Annotated in this window: 20 protein-coding genes and 1 tRNA gene; 17 read left to right on the forward strand and 4 right to left on the reverse strand. The window is 63.8% G+C overall.

Features of this window, described 5'->3' with window-relative positions:
* From hisG to hisE, 9 genes are all read left to right on the forward strand, one after another.
* Nucleotides 1–1,366, forward strand: a 1,366-nt coding sequence (gene hisG / locus AB5Z54_RS09170; RefSeq protein ID WP_368161297.1) for an ATP phosphoribosyltransferase, incomplete at its 5' end; no start/stop codon positions are given.
* Nucleotides 1,367–1,471: 105 nt separating this feature from the next.
* Nucleotides 1,472–2,908 carry a histidinol dehydrogenase gene (gene hisD, locus AB5Z54_RS09175; protein WP_368161298.1) on the forward strand — a complete coding sequence of 479 codons (1,437 nt, stop codon included), beginning with the start codon at nucleotides 1,472–1,474 and terminating at the stop codon, nucleotides 2,906–2,908.
* Between the two features lies 1 nt (nucleotide 2,909).
* Nucleotides 2,910–4,025, forward strand: coding sequence for a histidinol-phosphate transaminase (gene hisC / locus AB5Z54_RS09180; protein WP_368161299.1), 1,116 nt, complete (start codon nucleotides 2,910–2,912; stop codon nucleotides 4,023–4,025).
* Entirely contained in the window at nucleotides 4,026–4,613 is a 588-nt protein-coding gene (hisB, locus tag AB5Z54_RS09185) for an imidazoleglycerol-phosphate dehydratase HisB (protein ID WP_195919704.1), read from the forward strand.
* A 45-nt stretch (nucleotides 4,614–4,658) separates the two neighbouring features.
* The gene (locus AB5Z54_RS09190; protein ID WP_368161301.1) at nucleotides 4,659–5,360 is read left to right on the forward strand and encodes an imidazole glycerol phosphate synthase subunit HisH; all 702 of its coding nucleotides are present in this window, start codon (nucleotides 4,659–4,661) and stop codon (nucleotides 5,358–5,360) included.
* Nucleotides 5,357–6,100: a 1-(5-phosphoribosyl)-5-[(5-phosphoribosylamino)methylideneamino]imidazole-4-carboxamide isomerase gene (locus AB5Z54_RS09195; RefSeq protein WP_368161302.1), complete on the forward strand. Its 744-nt coding sequence runs from the start codon at nucleotides 5,357–5,359 to the stop codon at nucleotides 6,098–6,100. Before AB5Z54_RS09190 ends, AB5Z54_RS09195 begins: the two co-directional genes overlap by 4 nt.
* Before the next feature lie 3 nt (nucleotides 6,101–6,103).
* The gene (gene hisF, locus AB5Z54_RS09200; RefSeq protein ID WP_368161304.1) at nucleotides 6,104–6,886 is read left to right on the forward strand and encodes an imidazole glycerol phosphate synthase subunit HisF; all 783 of its coding nucleotides are present in this window, start codon (nucleotides 6,104–6,106) and stop codon (nucleotides 6,884–6,886) included.
* Between the two features lie 9 nt (nucleotides 6,887–6,895).
* Nucleotides 6,896–7,216 (forward strand): phosphoribosyl-AMP cyclohydrolase, encoded by a 321-nt coding sequence (gene hisI / locus AB5Z54_RS09205; protein WP_369832480.1) that lies wholly within the window; start codon nucleotides 6,896–6,898, stop codon nucleotides 7,214–7,216.
* Nucleotides 7,217–7,262: 46 nt separating this feature from the next.
* Nucleotides 7,263–7,580 carry a phosphoribosyl-ATP diphosphatase gene (hisE, locus tag AB5Z54_RS09210; RefSeq protein WP_368161306.1) on the forward strand — a complete coding sequence of 106 codons (318 nt, stop codon included), beginning with the start codon at nucleotides 7,263–7,265 and terminating at the stop codon, nucleotides 7,578–7,580.
* A gap of 27 nt (nucleotides 7,581–7,607) precedes the next feature.
* On the opposite strand, the gene AB5Z54_RS09215 is transcribed toward hisE, so the two are convergent.
* Nucleotides 7,608–8,519: a PHP domain-containing protein gene (locus AB5Z54_RS09215; RefSeq protein WP_368161308.1), complete on the reverse strand. Its 912-nt coding sequence runs from the start codon at nucleotides 8,517–8,519 to the stop codon at nucleotides 7,608–7,610.
* 339 nt (nucleotides 8,520–8,858) lie between these two features.
* On the opposite strand from AB5Z54_RS09215, the gene larC2 reads away from it, so the two are divergent.
* From larC2 to AB5Z54_RS09245, 6 genes are all read left to right on the forward strand, one after another.
* Nucleotides 8,859–9,344 carry a nickel pincer cofactor biosynthesis protein LarC2 gene (gene larC2 / locus AB5Z54_RS09220; RefSeq protein ID WP_368161309.1) on the forward strand — a complete coding sequence of 162 codons (486 nt, stop codon included), beginning with the start codon at nucleotides 8,859–8,861 and terminating at the stop codon, nucleotides 9,342–9,344.
* 55 nt (nucleotides 9,345–9,399) lie between these two features.
* A complete protein-coding gene (gene yfcE / locus AB5Z54_RS09225; protein ID WP_195232710.1) occupies nucleotides 9,400–9,948 on the forward strand; it encodes a phosphodiesterase in 549 nt (182 codons plus the stop codon).
* Between the two features lie 2 nt (nucleotides 9,949–9,950).
* Entirely contained in the window at nucleotides 9,951–10,811 is an 861-nt protein-coding gene (gene mazG / locus AB5Z54_RS09230; RefSeq protein ID WP_368161311.1) for a nucleoside triphosphate pyrophosphohydrolase, read from the forward strand.
* 189 nt (nucleotides 10,812–11,000) lie between these two features.
* Nucleotides 11,001–12,290: a phosphopyruvate hydratase gene (eno, locus tag AB5Z54_RS09235; RefSeq protein WP_368161313.1), complete on the forward strand. Its 1,290-nt coding sequence runs from the start codon at nucleotides 11,001–11,003 to the stop codon at nucleotides 12,288–12,290.
* 198 nt (nucleotides 12,291–12,488) lie between these two features.
* Nucleotides 12,489–13,250, forward strand: coding sequence for a hypothetical protein (locus AB5Z54_RS09240; protein WP_368161314.1), 762 nt, complete (start codon nucleotides 12,489–12,491; stop codon nucleotides 13,248–13,250).
* A gap of 20 nt (nucleotides 13,251–13,270) precedes the next feature.
* Nucleotides 13,271–14,272, forward strand: a complete 1,002-nt coding sequence (locus AB5Z54_RS09245; protein ID WP_368161316.1) for a Ppx/GppA phosphatase family protein — start codon at nucleotides 13,271–13,273, stop codon at nucleotides 14,270–14,272.
* Between the two features lie 324 nt (nucleotides 14,273–14,596).
* Here the strand turns inward: AB5Z54_RS09245 and AB5Z54_RS09250 are convergent.
* Nucleotides 14,597–14,681, reverse strand: a tRNA-Leu gene (locus tag AB5Z54_RS09250).
* A gap of 31 nt (nucleotides 14,682–14,712) precedes the next feature.
* A complete protein-coding gene (locus AB5Z54_RS09255) occupies nucleotides 14,713–15,336 on the reverse strand; it encodes a hypothetical protein (RefSeq protein ID WP_138341467.1) in 624 nt (207 codons plus the stop codon).
* 163 nt (nucleotides 15,337–15,499) lie between these two features.
* On the opposite strand from AB5Z54_RS09255, the gene AB5Z54_RS09260 reads away from it, so the two are divergent.
* A complete protein-coding gene (locus tag AB5Z54_RS09260) occupies nucleotides 15,500–15,787 on the forward strand; it encodes a PTS sugar transporter subunit IIB (protein WP_006235903.1) in 288 nt (95 codons plus the stop codon).
* 11 nt (nucleotides 15,788–15,798) lie between these two features.
* A complete protein-coding gene (locus tag AB5Z54_RS09265) occupies nucleotides 15,799–16,173 on the forward strand; it encodes a VOC family protein (RefSeq protein WP_368161317.1) in 375 nt (124 codons plus the stop codon).
* A 75-nt stretch (nucleotides 16,174–16,248) separates the two neighbouring features.
* Here the strand turns inward: AB5Z54_RS09265 and AB5Z54_RS09270 are convergent.
* Nucleotides 16,249–16,795: sensor histidine kinase (locus tag AB5Z54_RS09270; protein WP_368161319.1), on the reverse strand; the 547-nt coding region annotated here is incomplete at its 5' end.

Consider the following 16,795-nt stretch of genomic DNA (forward strand, 5'->3'; position numbering starts at 1 on the left):
TACACAGCTGGGCTTTGAGCTTATCGGTGCGGGCGATACCGCGGGCGATGTCGAGATTGTCTCGCTGGTCGCCGAGGCCGTGCGCGAGCTGGCACTTCCCGATGCGCGCATTATCGCAGGCAGCGTGCGTCCTTTTAAGGAATTGCTCGCGGTATGCGAGGATCGTGAGCTGGCCGCCGAGGCCCTGCGCTGCGTGCACGCCAACGACTTTGTGGGCCTCGATGCCCGCGTGGCGGCAAGCGCCGAGTCCGAGGCCGTCAAGGCCGCCATTAGCGAGCTGCCGCGTCTGCACGGCGGAGCCGAGGTGCTCGACCGCGTGGACGCGCTGCTGGAGGCTGCCGGTATCGCCGCGCCGCTTACGCGCGAGCTGCGTGCCCTGGTCGAGGGCCTGGCTCCCGAGGATGCCCAGGTGCTGTCCTTCGACTTCTCCATCATGAACTCGTTTGATTACTACACGGGTCTGGTCTTTAAGGCCTATGCCGGCGGCCTGCCCGATCCGGTCGGTTCGGGCGGACGCTACGACTCCATCTTTACCGGCGCATTTGGCGACGGCATCGAGGTGCCGGCGGCGGGTTTCGCCTTTTCGCTTGAGCGCCTGGAGGCCGCGCGCACCTCGGCCGAGGACGCTGCTTCCGATGGTGACCATGCCGTGGGCCGCGGCACCGAGGGTCCGCTGCGCATTGCCGTGCCCAAGGGCTCGCTCAAGGCCGACACGCTCGACGTGCTCGAGGCCGCGGGCTTGGATGTCTCGGAGCTGCGTGACCCCGGCCGTCACCTGATCGTGCGCGGCCGCGACACGCGTGCCGGCAAGGGCGCGGTCGGCGATATCGAGTTTGTTATCGTGCGTCCCAGCGATGCGCCTGCCTTTGTGGGCTGCGGTGGTGCCGATTGCGGCATCTGCGGTTGGGACTCGCTCATTGAGGCAGACCTCAACCTGCTGCAGCTGGTCGACCTGGGCTATGGTCTGTGCACCTTTATCGAGGCGGAGCCCGCGTGGCGCGCCGGCCAGGCCGAGCGCAACTATGCCCGCCGCGGTTCGCTTCGCGTGGCCACCAAGTACCCGCGCATTGCGAGTGCCTGGTATGCCGAGCGCGGCGTGAACGCCGATATCGTCTCGCTGCACGGTAACATCGAGCTGGGCCCCATTGTCGGCATGACCGATCGCATCGTGGACATCACCGCCACGGGCGCCACGCTGCGCGACAACGACCTGGTCATCACCGGCCGCATCATGGACTGCACGGCCCGCTTCTTTGTCAATCCGGGTGCTGCGCGCCTGGATCCGCGCGTACGCAATCTGGCAGATCGCTTGGCCGCGGCCGTTAAGGACAAGCATTTTGAGCCCGTCGCGGGCTCGGCACAATAGCGCGAGCGCGCACGGGCGCCCCAACGTACGGGCTGCGGGCCGACTGGCGCCGCCGCTCGGCCTTTCGTTTTTCGAACACAACCTCGACCGATAGGGGATACCGATATGAAGACCATCAAGCTTGCTCCCGGCGAGCGCCTCGTTACCAACCAGCTCAACCGTAAGGGCGTGCTGCCGCAAAACATCGTCGACGCCGCCCGCGATATCGTGGCCAACGTGCGTGCCAACGGCGATGCCGCGGTGCGCGAGTACTGCCAGCGTTTTGACGGTGTTGAGCTGCAGAGCTTCCGCTTGCCGCAGGAGCAGATCGATGCCGCGCTCGAAGGTCTCGATCCGGTCTTTGTCGCCGCGCTCGAGAAGGCTGCGCGCCAGATTCGCGAGTTCCACCAGCGCGAGGTCGAGCAGAGTTGGTTTACCACGCGTCCGGACGGCACGATGCTCGGCGTTAAGGTGACCCCGCTCGCTGCGGCCGGCATCTATGTGCCGGGCGGTCGTGCGCAGTATCCTTCCACGGTGCTCATGAACGCCATTCCCGCCAAGGTTGCCGGCGTCAAGCGCGTGGTCATGGTGACCCCGCCGCAAAAGGATGGCCTGATTAGCCCGTATACGCTTGCGGCAGCCAAGCTCGGCGGCGTGGACGAGATCTATATGGTGGGCGGCGCTCAGGCTGTGGCCGCGCTGGCGTACGGCACCGAGACCATTCCGCGCGTCGACAAAATTACCGGCCCGGGCAACGCCTTTGTCGCCGCGGCCAAGCAGATTGTCTCGGGCGACGTGGGAATCGACATGGTTGCCGGCCCCTCCGAGGTCTGCGTGCTGGCCGACGCCACGGCCAAGCCCATGGTGGTCGCGGCCGACCTGATGGCCCAGGCCGAGCACGATCCGCTGGCAGCCTGCTATCTGGTGACCTGCGACGAGCAGTTTGCGCGTGAGGTCGAGGCGGGTATCGAAATTCTGGTAGCGCGGTCCCCGCGTGCCGAGATTACGCGTGCCTCGCTCGATAACGAGGGCGCCATCGTGGTGGCCGCCGACATGGCAGCTGCCGTCGAGGCGGTGAACACCGTGGCGCCCGAGCACCTGGAGCTGCACTGCAAGGATGCGATGAGCCTGCTTGGCGGCATTCGCAACGCCGGCGCCATCTTTGTGGGCGCTTGGAGCTCTGAGCCGCTTGGCGATTATGTTGCCGGCCCCAACCACACGCTGCCGACCGGCGGCACGGCCATGTTCTCCAACCCGCTTTCGGTCGAAGAGTTCGTCAAGCGCTCGAGTGTCATTTGCTATACGCCCGAGGGGCTGCTCTCCGACGCTCCCGCTACGCAGCGCCTGGCCGAGGCCGAGGGCCTGTGGGCGCACGCGCTTTCCGCCGCTCTCCGTCGCCGCGTGCTGGAGCAGGGCGAGGATGCCGTGAGTGCCGAGTCGCTGGCTGCGGCCGACCTGACCAAGGTCGCCTGGCCGGGCGACGCTGTGGCGACGGTCGCCGAGGGTGTGGACCTGGCGGCTGCAGGCTCGGATGGCGCTGGCGCGACCGGCGAGGAGGCCTAACATGGTCGAACTTACGCCGCGCATGAAGGAGCTCGTCCAGCCCTACCTGGCCGGCATTGAGCCCTATGATCCCAACTTTACGCCTACGCGCATCAACCTTTCGGCCAACGAGAACACCTATCCCGTGCCGGTCGGCGTGCGCGAGGCAATCGACGCGGCCTTGGCTGCCACACCGCTCAACCGCTATCCCGACCCCATGTCCAACGACCTGCGCGATGAGCTTGCTGCCTGGCATGGCGTGGCGCGTGAGAACATCTGCGTGGGAAACGGCGGCGACGAGCTGCTCTATAACTACCTGCTGGCGTTTGGCGGCGCGGGACGGACCCTGCTCAACTGCCCGCCGTGCTTTAGTGAGTATGCGTTCTTTGCGTCGCTTTGTCAGACCGAGGTGCGCGATGTGTGGCGCGACCCGGCGACCTTTGAGCTCGACCAAGCGGCTGTGCTCGCAGCGGCGCCCGAGTGCAATCTGGCGATCGTGACCTCGCCCAATAACCCCACGGGCGATGTGACGCCGCTCGACTTTGTCGCGGCCCTGTGCGATGCGTGCCCCGGCATGGTCATGGTCGACGAGGCCTACGTTGAGTTTGCCGACGATTCGTTTGGCGCGGCCACGACGGCACAGGCGCTTATCGCCGAGCACCCCAACCTGGTGATTCTGCACACGCTGTCCAAGGCGTTTGGCGCCGCCGGCACGCGTCTGGGCTACGTGATCGCGGCGCCCGAGGTCATCGACGTGTTCGCGGCGATTCGCCAGATTTATTCGGTCAACGTGCTGAGCCAGGCGGCAGCGCTTGCCTGCGTGCGTGCCCGCGATGCGTACGCGCCCGTGGTGGCGCAGGTCGCATCCGAGCGGGAGCGCGAGCTGGCCGCTCTGCGCGCGATGGCTGCCGAGGGCCTGCCCGTGGAGGCATGGCCGAGCGCAGCAAACTTTGTGCTCGTGCGCACGTCGCACGCCACGCGCGTGCGCGAGCGTCTGCGCGATGAGTATTCGATTTTGGTGCGCGACTTTAGCTATGCACCGGGCCTTGCGGACTGTCTGCGCATTACTGTGGGTACCCCGCAGGAAAACGACGAGGTGCTGGCTGCGTTTGCCGCGCTGGTGAAGGGGGAGATGTAGATGGGCCGTTATGCCGAGGTAACCCGCAAGACGGGCGAGACCGATATTGTCGTCAAGCTCGACCTGGACGGATCTGGCGTGTGCGATATCTCGACCGGCGTGCCGTTTTTCGACCACATGCTCAACGCCTTTGGCCGCCATGGTCTGTTTGACCTGACGGTACACGCGGTGGGCGACGTGGAAGTTGACGCGCACCACACTGTCGAGGATACGGGCATTGTGCTGGGCGAGGCGTTCTGCCAGGCGCTGGGCGACAAGGCGGGCATTACGCGCTTTGCCGATGCGGCGATCGCCATGGACGAGACGCTCGTGATGGCCGCCGTTGACATCTCGGGTCGCGGGCAGGCCTACTGCGAGCTGCCCGTGCCGACCGAGCGCGTGGGCAGCTTCGATACCGAGCTGGCCGTTGAGTTCTTCTATGCCTTCGCGCGCGACGCCAAGCTCACGCTGCACGTGCGCGAGCTGGCGGGCGGCAATTCGCACCACATTATCGAGGCCGCCTTTAAGGCCGTGGGCCGCACGATGCGCCATGCCTGCGAGCTGGACCCCCGCGTGCAGGGCATCCCCAGCACCAAGGGCTCACTGTAACCTGCCAAAAAGGGACAGGTTTTGAATGGGGAAAAGGAGGGTCGCGTGGGCGAACCGAAGATCGTGGTGGTCGACTACCACAAGGGCAACTTGTCGAGCGTTGCGCGCGGGCTTGCGCGCGCCGGTGCCGCCGCCTACACATCGGACGATCCGGAGCAGATCCGCAATGCCGACGGCCTGGTCATCCCGGGCGTGGGCGCGTTCTATGACGCGATCGCCTTTATGCGCCAGAGCGGCGAGGCGGACGCGGTGCTCGATGCCGTCGCCGCCGGAACTCCGCTGCTCGGTATCTGTCTGGGCCTTCAGCTATTTTTTGAGCGCGGCAACGAGGGCGTGCCTGCGGACGAGGGCGCGGTCGCCGACGACAACGCCTCCGAGCAGGCTGGCGGTCCTTGGGTCGATGGCCTGGGTATCATGCGCGGTTCGTGCATGCGCCTGGAGTCGAGCCGCCTGAAGGTGCCGCACGTGGGCTGGGACCAGGTGCACATGACGCCCGCCGGTGCTGCCGATCCGCTGCTTGCTGGTTTTGCCGAGGGTGCCAACGTGTACTTCACCCACAGCTACGCGGTGGCCGACGACGCCGATGCCGCTGATGTGCTGGCGCGCTCGCACTACACGCGGAGTTTCCCGTGCATCGTGCGTCACGGCAACGTGTGGGGCTGCCAGTTCCATCCCGAGAAATCCTCAGCGCTGGGTCAGCGCATCCTTAAGAACTTCGTCAACATCGTCGAGGAGGCCGGCCGATGATCCTGTTTCCCGCAATCGATCTGATCGGCGGCAAGGTCGTGCGCCTGGAGCGCGGCGACCGGAACCGCTGCAAGGTATATTCCGACGATCCCGTGGCAGTTGCCCGCTCGTTTGCCGAGCAGGGCGCGAGCTGGGTGCACGTCGTCGACCTGTCCGCTGCCTTTGGCGAGGACGAGGACGCGTGCGCTGCCAACTCGGCAGCAATCGAGGCCATCTGCGGCGTCGGCGGTCTGTCCGTGGACGTGGGCGGCGGCGTCCGCTCGCTTGCACGCATCGACGAGCTGGCCGGCTACGGTGCGCGCCGCATCGCACTAGGCACGGTGCTCGTGACCGAGCCGGGTTTTGCCGAGGTGGCGGCCCAAGGCTTTGGCGAGCTGTTGGTGGCAGATATTGCCGCACGCGACGGCCAGGTCAAGGTGAATGGCTGGCGTGACGGCGCGGGCGTGGCGCTCGACGACGCCGTGGCGCAGCTTTCCGAGCTGGGTTTTAAGCATCTGGTGTATACCGACATCGCGCGCGACGGCATGCAGACGGGCATCGACGTGGTGGCGTATCGCCATGTTGCCAAGGTCGCGGGCTTTCCCGTCGTGGCCTCGGGCGGCATCTCTACGCTCGATGACATTCGCGCGCTGGCTGCGGTGGGTGAGGATGCTATTGAGGGTGCCATTACCGGCCGTGCGCTCTACGAGGGCAACTTTACGCTGGCCCAGGCACTGGTCGCCGCCCGAGGGGAGGAGTAGCCCATGCTTACCAAACGCGTGATTCCCTGTCTGGACGTCAAGGACGGCCGTGTGGTTAAGGGCGTCAACTTTGTGAGCCTGCGCGATGCGGGCGATCCGGTGGAGTTGGCGCGCGCCTACGACCGCGAGGGTGCGGACGAGGTCGTCTTCCTGGACATTACCGCCACGAGCGATAACCGCGCGACGACCATCGAGATGGCGGCGCATGCGGCCGAGGAGCTGGCCATTCCTTATACCGTGGGCGGCGGATTTCGCGACCTGGCGGGCATGCGCACCATGGTTGCCGCCGGCGCTGACAAGGTGTCGCTTAACTCTGCCGCCGTGCGCGATCCGTCGTTGATTGGCCAGGCTGCCGCGGCGTTTGGCAGTCAGGCCGTGGTCGTGGCGATCGATGCCAAGCGCGTGGGCCTGCCCGGTGAGCCGGGGGCCGACAAGTGGGAGGTCTTCACGGCGGGCGGCCGCAACGCCACGGGTATCGACGCGGTGGCGTGGGCCGAGGAAGCGGCTCGTCGCGGCGCCGGCGAGATCTTGCTGACCAGTATGGATCGCGACGGCACCAAGGCCGGCTTTGACCTGGCACTCACCCGTGCCGTGGCGCGCGCGGTGCCGATTCCCGTTATTGCGAGCGGCGGCGTGGGTACGCTCGAGCATTTTGCCGAGGGCGTGATCGAGGGCGAGGCCGATGCCGTGCTGGCGGCGAGCGTCTTTCACTTTGGAACCTTCAGCATTCGCGAAGTCAAAGAGTATATGGCCTCTCAAGGTATTCCTGTGAGATTGGATTTTTAAATGGAGCAAGTGGCAACTGCGTCCGAGCTCAAATATGACGCCCGTGGGCTGATTCCTTGTGTGGTTCAGCAGTATGACACTGGCGAGGTGCTTATGGTTGCTTGGATGAACGAGGAGTCGGTGGGGCTGACGCTCAAGACCGGTACCACGTGGTTTTGGAGCCGTAGCCGTCAGGAGCTCTGGAACAAGGGCGCGACGAGCGGCAATATGCAAGCGGTCAAGGAGCTCTGGGCCGACTGCGATAGCGATACGCTGCTGGTCAAGGTCGACTCGCCGGGCCCGGCCTGCCACACCGGCAACCGTACCTGCTTCTTTAAGAAACTCGCGTAGGACGGGCGCTCGACTAGGTGCTTGGCCAACCAGAAAGGATTGAACTATGGGTGTGCGCACCGCGAATGTTCAGGATGGAAATATCGGTGAGACGCTGACGAGGCTCGCCGAGGTGATTCACGGCCGTCGCGACGCATCGCCGCAGGAGAGCTATACCGCGCGTCTGTTGACCGACGTCGAGGACGAGCTGCTCAAGAAGCTTGCCGAGGAGGCAAGCGAGGTGATCATGGCCTGCAAGGATAACGATCACGATCACATCCGCTACGAGGCCGGCGACCTGATCTACCACCTGCTCGTAACCCTTGAGCGCTACGGTATCACCCTCGACGAGCTTGCCGGCGAACTCAACGCCCGCCGTCACTAGTCATTGGGGACGTTCTTAAACGACTAGTTAGGCGAGGGGTGTGGATTCCCATTCGCCGGTAGCGTGGGGGATGCCGAAGGTTCGGTAGCCGCAGTCGTAGGCGTGTGCCTGGGCTTCACGGATGTTCCAGCAGATGTCGCAGACGCGGTGTGCGTCCGAGCCAAAAGTGATCGGCACCTCGGCGTGGGCAAAGCAACGCAGCAATCCGGTCGCGGGATAGTAGTCGTCGAGGCCCTTGCGCGGTGCGGCGGTCGAGACCTCAACGCGGCGGCCCGTATCGTGCGCGCACTCGGCCATCTGCTGCCAAAACGGTGCGGGGTCAAAGTCGGGCGCAAAGCCTTCCTTCGAAAAGCGCATGACCAGGTCGGGGTGGGCCATCACATCAAAGTTGAGCGGGCTCTCGCAGGCGCGGCACCAGTCATCGACATAGCGCTCCCACACGCCGCGCACGCCTAAGTTTTCCCAAACATGCAGGTCGGTGTCATCGTCGATCCAGCCGCAGCGCGAATCGGGCGTATCGGGACGAGCGACGTCCTCCGTCCCCGCCGTGCCCGCAGCACCTGCCGCAATATCGCCTGGGTTGCCAATCCAATGCACGCTGCCCAGGAGTACGACGGCGCCCTGGGACCAGCGCTCAACCAAAGGCTCGCAGCCCTCGTACCAATCGCATTCAAAGCCATAGATAAGCTCGAGCTCCGGCGCCATCTGCGCGGCAAGCTTGCGAGCATCCTCAAAAGCCAGACGATGCGCCGGCAGGTCGCCCTCAGTAACCTGCACTTCGCAGTTGGCATCCATGCTAGCGGGCAGGGTGAGATGGTCGGTCGAGACCATGACGCGGCAGCTGGCCGCAGCAGCGGCGCGAACGTTGTCCTCAAACGAGGCGTGGCCGTCCGAGAACGAGGTGTGGGTATGGCAATCGATCAGCGGGCACATGGGCATAGCGGCTCCTTTGCGTCAAGCGAATCCGCTTCATTGTAATGGCGCAGCTCTCAACACGCCGGGCACGCCGGGGATCGAAATCGATTGGAAAGGTTGAGCGGCGCGTGGTGCGGCCTCGCTTGCGCTCTCAAACATGTACATTAGCCTCCAAAAGCTGCAAAAAATGACATGTTTGGAGGCTGACGTACACGTTTGAGTGGAGCGGGCCGGCGTTGGAGCGCGCCAGCACTTGCGCCCAACAAAAGTCGCACCTATCCCATGACGCCGCTCCTGTGCCGCCCGCGATGTGCTAGCGTTTGGATGAACAAAACGAGCCCGCGCGGAAAGGATCCGGACCGTATGCCATGCGATAGCACATCCCCGCTGTCCCGCGAGACCGATGCGCCCGAAACCATCGTCAAGCTGGAGTGCGACATCGACGATGCATCGCCCGAGGTGCTTGCCTACGCCGCCGACCGCCTGCGCGAGGCGGGTGCGCGCGAGGTGCACTGGCTGCCCCTCTACTGCAAGAAAGGCCGTCCCGGCTGGCAGCTGCAGGTAATCTGCACCTACGAGGATATCGAGCGCCTGCAGACGATCATCTTCTTGGAAACCACGACCAACGGCATTCGTCGCCAGGTTATGGAGCGCGTTTGCCTACCACGCCGCTTTGAGCGCGTAACGACGCCATGGGGCGAGGTGTTCGTCAAGGTGGCCACCCTGCCCGACGGCAGCGAGCGTGCAGCGCCCGAGTACGAGGACTGCGCCCGCCTTGCTCGCGAGCATAACGTGCCGCTCCAGCGCGTGATGCAGGCGGCGCAAGCCGCGGCTTTGCAATTTGAGTGACACCGTCGGCGACGCGCCACACCCACCCCATCAACCTCACCGAAAGGATCTCCCCATGAAATACCTCATCGCCTCCGACATCCACGGCTCGGCATATTGGGCCGAGCGCCTGGTTGCCGCCATCGAGTCCGAGCAGCCCGACCGCATCGTGCTGCTGGGCGACCTGCTCTATCACGGTCCGCGCAACGACCTGCCGCGCGATTACGCCCCCAAGCGCGTGATCCCGCTGCTCAACGCCCTGGCCGACCGCATCATCGCGGTACGCGGCAACTGCGATGCCGAGGTCGACCAGATGGTCCTCGACTTTCCCGTCATGGCCGACTACGCCACGCTGTTCGACGAGACCGGCCGCGAGCTGTTCCTGACGCACGGCCATGTCTTTGGCGCCGGCATGCACAACAGCGTCGACCACGCGCCCGCGCTGCCCGAGGGCTCCGCGCTCGTCTACGGTCATACGCACATCAAGGTCAACGAGGAAAGTGCCGCGCACCCGGGCCTGTGGCTCTTCAACCCCGGCAGTGTGAGCATTCCCAAGGACGGCACGCACAGCTACGGCATCTACGAGGGCGGTGCGTTCCGCCACGTGATCCTGGAGGAGGAATAACCATGGCGCAGCATATGGCTCAGCAAAATGCCGAGGGCTCGCGCGATCTGTCCACGCTGATAGACGCGTCGGCCGAGCTGCAGCATCTGGTGCAGACCATCTGGCGTCTGCGTCAGCCCGATGGCTGCCCGTGGGACCGCGAACAGACACACCGCAGCATCGGCAAGAACATGATCGAGGAGGCCTACGAGGCACTCGACTGCATCGAGGCGGACGACGCGGTTCACCTACGCGAGGAGCTGGGCGACGTGCTCATGCAGGTCGTGCTGCATGCGCAGATCGCGGCGGATGCCGGCGAGTTTACGCTGGCCGACGTGGCGCGCGATATCGACGCCAAACTCATTCGCCGTCATCCGCACGTGTTTGGCGATGTGGATGCCGACAGTTCCGACGAGGTACTCAAGATTTGGGACGAGGTTAAGCTTGCCGAGAGGGCTGCCAAGGACAAGGCCGTGGCGGCAGGCGAGGCTGCGCCCGAGGGCCTGCTCGACGGCGTGCCCACGCATCTGCCGGCGCTGATGCAGGCTCAGAAGGTGTCGCGCAAGGCGGCTGCCGTGGGCTTTGAGTGGGAGACGGTCCAGGATGTGTGGGACGAGGTTGCCGAGGAGCGTGCCGAGTTTGAGGCCGAGGCCCCTGGCTCGCCCGAGCGCGAAATGGAGTTTGGCGACCTGCTCTTTGCTCTGGTCAACGTCGCGCGCAAAGAGGGAATCGACGCCGAGAGCGCCCTGCGCGCGAGCACGGCAAAGTTCCGGCGCCGTTGGGCTGCCATGGAGCAGATGGCGGCCAACGCCCATGTGGATCTTGCCGAGCTTTCGACCCACGGCCTCAACGACCTGTGGGACGCCGCCAAGGCGGAGGAGTAAGACTGCGGGAACGATGGGCTGACACGCCTCATCGTTCCCGCTAAATTTTTCGAAAATCAATTGTATCCCTCGGCTAACTTAGGGCATAATGCAAAAAGTGCGACATGGCTAACTTACGGAGACGCACCGACGGTGCACGGTCAGCCGGTCGCTTGCATCCACTACGTTTCCAAGTGAGAGGGAGACAACATGAGCGATATTTTGGACGTCTACGGTCGCGAGGTGCTCGACAGCCGCGGCAATCCCACCGTCGAGGTCGAGGTCGTGCTCGAGGACGGCAGCTTTGGCCGCGCAATGGTGCCTTCGGGTGCTTCGACCGGCGCCTTTGAGGCCTGCGAGCTACGCGATGGCGACAAGGGCCGCTACCTGGGCAAGGGCGTTTCGCAGGCCGTCGAGCACGTCAACAACGAGTGCGCTAACGCCGTCGTGGGCCTTGACGCCTTCGACCAACGCGCCGTCGATGCCGCGCTGATTGCCGCGGACGGTACCCCCAACAAGACCAAGCTCGGTGCCAACGCCATCCTGGGCGTGTCGCTGGCCGTTGCCCGCGCCGCCGCCGAGTCGGCGGGCCTGTCGCTGTACCAGTACCTGGGCGGCGTCAACGCTCATCTGCTGCCCACACCTATGATGAACATCCTCAACGGCGGCGTGCATGCCGACAATAACGTTGACTTCCAGGAGTTCATGATCATGCCGGTGGGCGCCCCGAGTTTTGCCGAGGGCCTGCGTTGGTGCGCCGAGGTATACCACACCCTCAAGGGCGTGCTGCACGAGGCCGGCCTGGGCGGCGGCGTGGGCGACGAGGGCGGCTTTGCCCCCAACCTTAAGACCAATGCCGAGCCGTTCGAGTACATTACTAAGGCCGTCGAGAAGGCTGGCTTTAAGCCCGGCGTCGACTTCATGTACGCCATGGATCCGGCGTCCACCGAGTTCTACAACGCTAAGACCGGTATGTACGAGCTCAAGGGCGAGGGCGTGGAGTACACGAGCGCCCAGATGGTTGATTACTGGGAGAAGCTCGTCGACACCTATCCCATCATCTCCATCGAGGACGGCATGGCCGAGGAGGACTGGGACGGCTGGGTCGAGCTTACCCGCCGCATTGGCAACAAGGTGCAGCTGGTGGGCGACGACCTGTTCGTCACCAACACCGAGCGTCTCAAGAAGGGCATCGAGCTGGGTGCCGCCAACGCGATCTTGGTCAAGGTCAACCAGATCGGCACGCTCACCGAGTCGCTCGAGGCCATCGAGACCGCCAAGGAGGCCGGTTACGCTTGCATCGTGAGCCACCGCTCCGGCGAGACCGAGGACTCCACGATCGCCGACCTGGTCGTGGGCGTCAACGCCGGCCAGATCAAGTCGGGCGCCCCGTGCCGCAGCGATCGCATCGCCAAGTACAACCAGCTCATCCGCATCGAGGACGAGCTCGAGGGCAGCGCGCGCTACGCCGGCAAGGCCGCGTTCTACAACATTCGCTAAACGGGCGAATTTGGCGAGGGGGGGGAGGCTGACTCGGTTTCGCCCCGCCTTGGCTGGATGTCGCAAAGCGCTATGGGCGCTGGGCCGTGTGGCTCAGCGCCTTTTTTATGTCGAGCAAAGGCTGCCGAAGGTGGTGTGCGCGCTCGTGCTATAACTAGAATACTTAGCGCAAACAAACCTCAACCGCACAAGGCGCACATGGATCAGATTTACGACAACAGGTACTATTCCGCCGGTTCGCGTGAGCCGTCGCCTCGCCGTGCGCGCACGGTGCAGCTCGGTGGGTCCGCCTACGCCGGCGCCGACCGCTCCATGCAGCGCCCGACAAGTACCTCGCGCCCCAATGCTCAAGTGAATACTTCGGCAGATGGACCGGTGCGGCCGACACGTTCGTCGCATGCGTCGCGTCCCTCGGCCCAGACGCACGACAGGTCGAGCAGGCCCTCGAGCCGTCTTTCGGGCTCGGACTTTATGCGCTACGCCAACGACAATGCGGTGGTCAAGGCGATCTATGACTTTACGCACGGTTCTCAGCGAGGGCTATTCATCGGCATCGTTGTGGCGCTGGCGCTTGTGAGCCTGTATTTCCCCGTGCGCGATTTGTACGTGGCAAAGCGTTCGAGCGATATCTTGGCCAAGCAGGTCGAGATTCGCCAGCAATATAATGACGAGCTGCAAAAAAGCGTCGACAAGCTGCTCTCGGAGGAGGGTATCAAGGACGCGGCATCCGAGGACCTGGGCTTGGTGATGCCCGGCGAGAAGAGGATTGAAGTGCAGGGCCTGGACGACGATTCGGATGCCTCGTCGAGCAAAAAATCCTCAAACGCCAAGAAGGCCAGCGAAGTTGCCAAGGAAATCGAAGAAGTCGGTAAGGACGCGCCGTGGTACATCCAGGCGCTCGACATGCTGTTTGGGTTTAACGGCGTCGAGGGCCAGACGGTCGTGTCCAACGGCAAATAGCGCCCGGAGGGGAGCCCGCAATGGCAGATTACAAACGCTATAAGGTAGCCGCGATCGACCTGGGAACGGTGTCGTCGCGACTGGTGTTGGCCCAGGTCGAGGGCGGGGCGATTGTGGAATCGTCCAAGCATACCGAGATTACCGACCTGGGCGAGGGCGTGGACGCGACGGGTCGCTTTTGCGAGGCGGCTGTCAAGCGTGTGCTCGCGGCGTGTCGCATGTTTGTGGATGAGGCGCGCACCTTTGGGGCCGCGTGCGTCTGCACCACCTGCACGAGCGCCGCGCGCGATGCATCCAATGCCGCACTGCTGCTGGACGGCCTGCGCGATCTGGGGCTTGAGCCGCAGGTGATTCCGGGCGAGGTCGAGGCGCGCCTGACGTTTTTTGGCGTGGCACACGACTTTGCCGGCGAGCGCATCATTGTTGCCGATTCGGGCGGCGGGTCCACGGAACTCGCGACGGGCGTCTATGCACCGGAGCGCGGCGTCTTTGCGCTGGAGGGAACGCGCTCGCTGGACATCGGTTGTCGCCGCGTGACCGAGCGATTTTTCTCGGTGTTGCCGCCTACGGACGGCGAGCTTGCTGCCGCTGCCGTGTGGGCAGGCGAGCAGTTTGCGGGCTACTTTAAGAGTTTGCCTGTCGATTTTGAGCGTGCCGAGCGCCTGGTCGCGGTGGGCGGCACGGTGACTACGCTGGTGGCTCTGGTCCACGAGCTGGAGCCGTACGACTCGAACTTTGTGCACCTGCGCGAGCTTTCGCTGGAGCAGATCTCGGCCGCCATCGATCGTATGTCTACGCTGGGTGTGGAGGGTATCGCTGCGCTGCCGGGCGTGCAGCCCAAGCGCGCGGGTGTGATTCTGGCTGGCGCCGTGGTGATTCGCGAGCTCATGCGAGCCGGCGGCTACAAGACGCTCACCGTAAGTGAGAACAGCCTCCTCGCCGGTATGGCCGCCACCATCAACGAGGTTCTCGACGGTGCGACCCCCACCATCTCCTGGACCCCAGAGCTCAGCACCCTCTAAATAAGTTGCGGTGAAATAGTTCCTAAATAAGCTGGTAAACGGTATAAACAGGATCTATTCCACCGCAACTTCTAAGGGACCGAAGCTGTCTTTTTAGCCCGTCCTAAATTAGTTGGCTTTCTGAAGCGCGGGGCGGTGGGACGTCTGCGTATTTGCTGCGCAAATCCGCACCGGCTTCGGACGCCTGCTGGCGCCCTCGCCGGCTCGCTGCGGACGCTGCGCGTCCGCTTGACGCTCGCCCCCCCCCTCGCGGGTTCGAGTCCCACCGGCATCTAAAAGAAGTAAGCCCGCATCCCTTGGGGACACGGGCTCGAAAGCTCCATATGGTAGGGGCGGTGGGACTCGAACCCACAATCCTTGCGGCGAGAGATTTTAAGTCTCCTGCGTATGCCAATTCCGCCACGCCCCCGTGAGACTAGAAGTCTAGCACAAGCCGTCCGTTACGCGTTGACGGCCATCGAGTGTTGCCCCGACTTCTCCAGGAACTCCTGGAACTTGGCTTCGTCGCCCTTGTTCTTGTACTGCAGAGCCAACAGATACTCCAAGCGGCAGCTCTTGACCTTGTCGTCACCGGCCTCCTTGAGCATGCGCTCCAGCTCGGGAATGTCGTTGTGGCGCTTGAGGATCATCGTGTCGTACATCAGTTGGCATTCGTGTGCGACTGCCTCGGCCTGGCCGCCCTCAAAGCCTTTGATCTCGTGCAGCAGCTCCTTGGACTTTTTGCGGTCCTCCTGGCCAACGTAGTAGTTAAAGGCCTTAATCACCAGGTCGACGCGCTGCATCTTGGGCAGATTGAGTCCCAGCAGCAAATCGAACATCTCGTCGGCGCGCTTGTGGTCCTCGCGCAGCAGATAGGAGTTCAGGCGCAGGTAGTCGCGGTTGTAGCGCGGGTACAGCATGCTGGTGAGTTTGCCGTCGAGCAAACGATCGAACTCGTCCCACTGCTTGGCGGCCATCAATTGCTGCAGGCGTTTAAACGTGGTGCGTTTTTTGACGCTAAAGAACACCGACACGGCGATGCAGATGATAACGACGGCGGTCCAGAGTGTGCGGGAATCGGGCATATTAGGGTCCTTAGTCGCTCATAAAGCGAGCGGTATGACAACACGTACTAGATGTATTATACGCAGCGCGCAAGCAAACTGGCATAAAAGCTCATCGAGGCCGAGTGCCATCGCTCGCTGCGGTACACTTACCTAAAGTAAACCATGAAGGGAGACATTACCTATGAAGAAGATCGTTTTGGCTTGCGGTGCTGGCGCTGCTACTTCCACACTCGTTGCCCAGAAGGTCGCCACCTTGCTCGACGCCAACGGTTACGCCGACAAGTACGAGATCGTGCAGTGCGCCATCTCCGAGGCCAAGGACTACTGCGACGAGGGCGCCGACCTGCTGATCGCCACCACCGTTGCCCCCGAAGGCCTCACCTGCCCGTACGTGAGCGGCGTGCCCTTCATGACCGGCATGAACCGCGTCGCTGCCGAGAAGGCCGTTCTCGACGTCATGGCTCAGTAGGCACTGCCTGTATGAGTGAGCAGAACGTCAACCCGGTCGAGCTCTTTGGCATGCGCGTTGCCCATGTGGGCATTAACGCCGCCGGCCCGGCAGACGCCCTGGAGATCGCGGAGCTGTTCTCGACGATGATGGGCCTGCCTGTTATCGAGACCCCGGTTTCGTACTTCAACGATTCGCTGGTCGAGGTCATGAAGCAGAACGGTCGTGGCACCAAAGGCCACATCGGCTTTGCCGTTAACGACATCGATGCAGCTGAGAAGTGGTTTGCCGAGCGCGGGCTCGAGGTCAACGAGGAGTCGCGCGCGCTGCTACCCGACGGTGGTACCAAGCTCGTGTACTTTAAGCGCGAGTTCGCCGGCTTCGCCGTGCACCTGTGCCGCGAGTAACGCACAAGCTGTCATAGCTAGCAAAAAGGGATAGGGCTGCGTGGCCCTATCCCTTTATTTATGCCGAGGGGCTTCCTACCGCGGCAGGCGAATCGTAAAGCGGCTGCCGACGCCCTCGACCGAGGTCACGCCGATGACGCCGCCGTGGCTATCGACGATCCACTTGGCGATGGCGAGCCCCAGGCCCGAGCCCTGCGCTCCGGCATCGCGCGCGTTGTCGGCGCGGTAGAACCGCTCGAACGCGTGAGCTGCGGATTCCTGGTTCATGCCGATGCCCTCGTCCTCAACGCTTATGTCGATCGTGCCCGCGCCCGCATCCGGCGCTACGCCAAACGAGATGGGCGTGCCCGCGTCCGAATACTTGGCGGCGTTTTGCACGATCACGCGCAGAGCCTGCTTCACGAGCGCGACATCGACGGACGCGTCGCAGCGCGGGTCGCTGATAAGCGCAGCGTCAAAGGCCAGTCGATACGTGTGCTCGGTATCGATCATCTGCGATTCCTCGCATACTTCGCCGACCAGTGCGGCCAGGTTGGTATTCGCGCGCCGTAGGACCGTGCGCCCGGCATCGCCGCGCGCCAAAAACAGCAGCTGCTCCACAAGCTCTTGCATGTGCTCGCTT

Source organism: Collinsella aerofaciens (assembly GCF_040910185.1).
Classification (GTDB): domain Bacteria; phylum Actinomycetota; class Coriobacteriia; order Coriobacteriales; family Coriobacteriaceae; genus Collinsella; species Collinsella aerofaciens_BF.

What these genes read in the sequence shown, in the direction of transcription:
- hisD (WP_368161298.1), top strand. Translation starts at nt 1,472, where the DNA reads ATGAAGACCATCAAGCTTGCTCCCGGCGAGCGCCTCGTTACCAACCAG.
- hisC (WP_368161299.1), top strand. Translation starts at nt 2,910, where the DNA reads ATGGTCGAACTTACGCCGCGCATGAAGGAGCTCGTCCAGCCCTACCTG.
- hisB (WP_195919704.1), top strand. Translation starts at nt 4,026, where the DNA reads ATGGGCCGTTATGCCGAGGTAACCCGCAAGACGGGCGAGACCGATATT.
- AB5Z54_RS09195 (WP_368161302.1), top strand. Translation starts at nt 5,357, where the DNA reads ATGATCCTGTTTCCCGCAATCGATCTGATCGGCGGCAAGGTCGTGCGC.
- hisF (WP_368161304.1), top strand. Translation starts at nt 6,104, where the DNA reads ATGCTTACCAAACGCGTGATTCCCTGTCTGGACGTCAAGGACGGCCGT.
- hisE (WP_368161306.1), top strand. Translation starts at nt 7,263, where the DNA reads ATGGGTGTGCGCACCGCGAATGTTCAGGATGGAAATATCGGTGAGACG.
- AB5Z54_RS09215 (WP_368161308.1), bottom strand. Translation starts at nt 8,519, where the DNA reads ATGCCCATGTGCCCGCTGATCGATTGCCATACCCACACCTCGTTCTCG.
- larC2 (WP_368161309.1), top strand. Translation starts at nt 8,859, where the DNA reads ATGCCATGCGATAGCACATCCCCGCTGTCCCGCGAGACCGATGCGCCC.
- yfcE (WP_195232710.1), top strand. Translation starts at nt 9,400, where the DNA reads ATGAAATACCTCATCGCCTCCGACATCCACGGCTCGGCATATTGGGCC.
- mazG (WP_368161311.1), top strand. Translation starts at nt 9,951, where the DNA reads ATGGCGCAGCATATGGCTCAGCAAAATGCCGAGGGCTCGCGCGATCTG.
- eno (WP_368161313.1), top strand. Translation starts at nt 11,001, where the DNA reads ATGAGCGATATTTTGGACGTCTACGGTCGCGAGGTGCTCGACAGCCGC.
- AB5Z54_RS09240 (WP_368161314.1), top strand. Translation starts at nt 12,489, where the DNA reads ATGGATCAGATTTACGACAACAGGTACTATTCCGCCGGTTCGCGTGAG.
- AB5Z54_RS09245 (WP_368161316.1), top strand. Translation starts at nt 13,271, where the DNA reads ATGGCAGATTACAAACGCTATAAGGTAGCCGCGATCGACCTGGGAACG.
- AB5Z54_RS09255 (WP_138341467.1), bottom strand. Translation starts at nt 15,336, where the DNA reads ATGCCCGATTCCCGCACACTCTGGACCGCCGTCGTTATCATCTGCATC.
- AB5Z54_RS09260 (WP_006235903.1), top strand. Translation starts at nt 15,500, where the DNA reads ATGAAGAAGATCGTTTTGGCTTGCGGTGCTGGCGCTGCTACTTCCACA.
- AB5Z54_RS09265 (WP_368161317.1), top strand. Translation starts at nt 15,799, where the DNA reads ATGAGTGAGCAGAACGTCAACCCGGTCGAGCTCTTTGGCATGCGCGTT.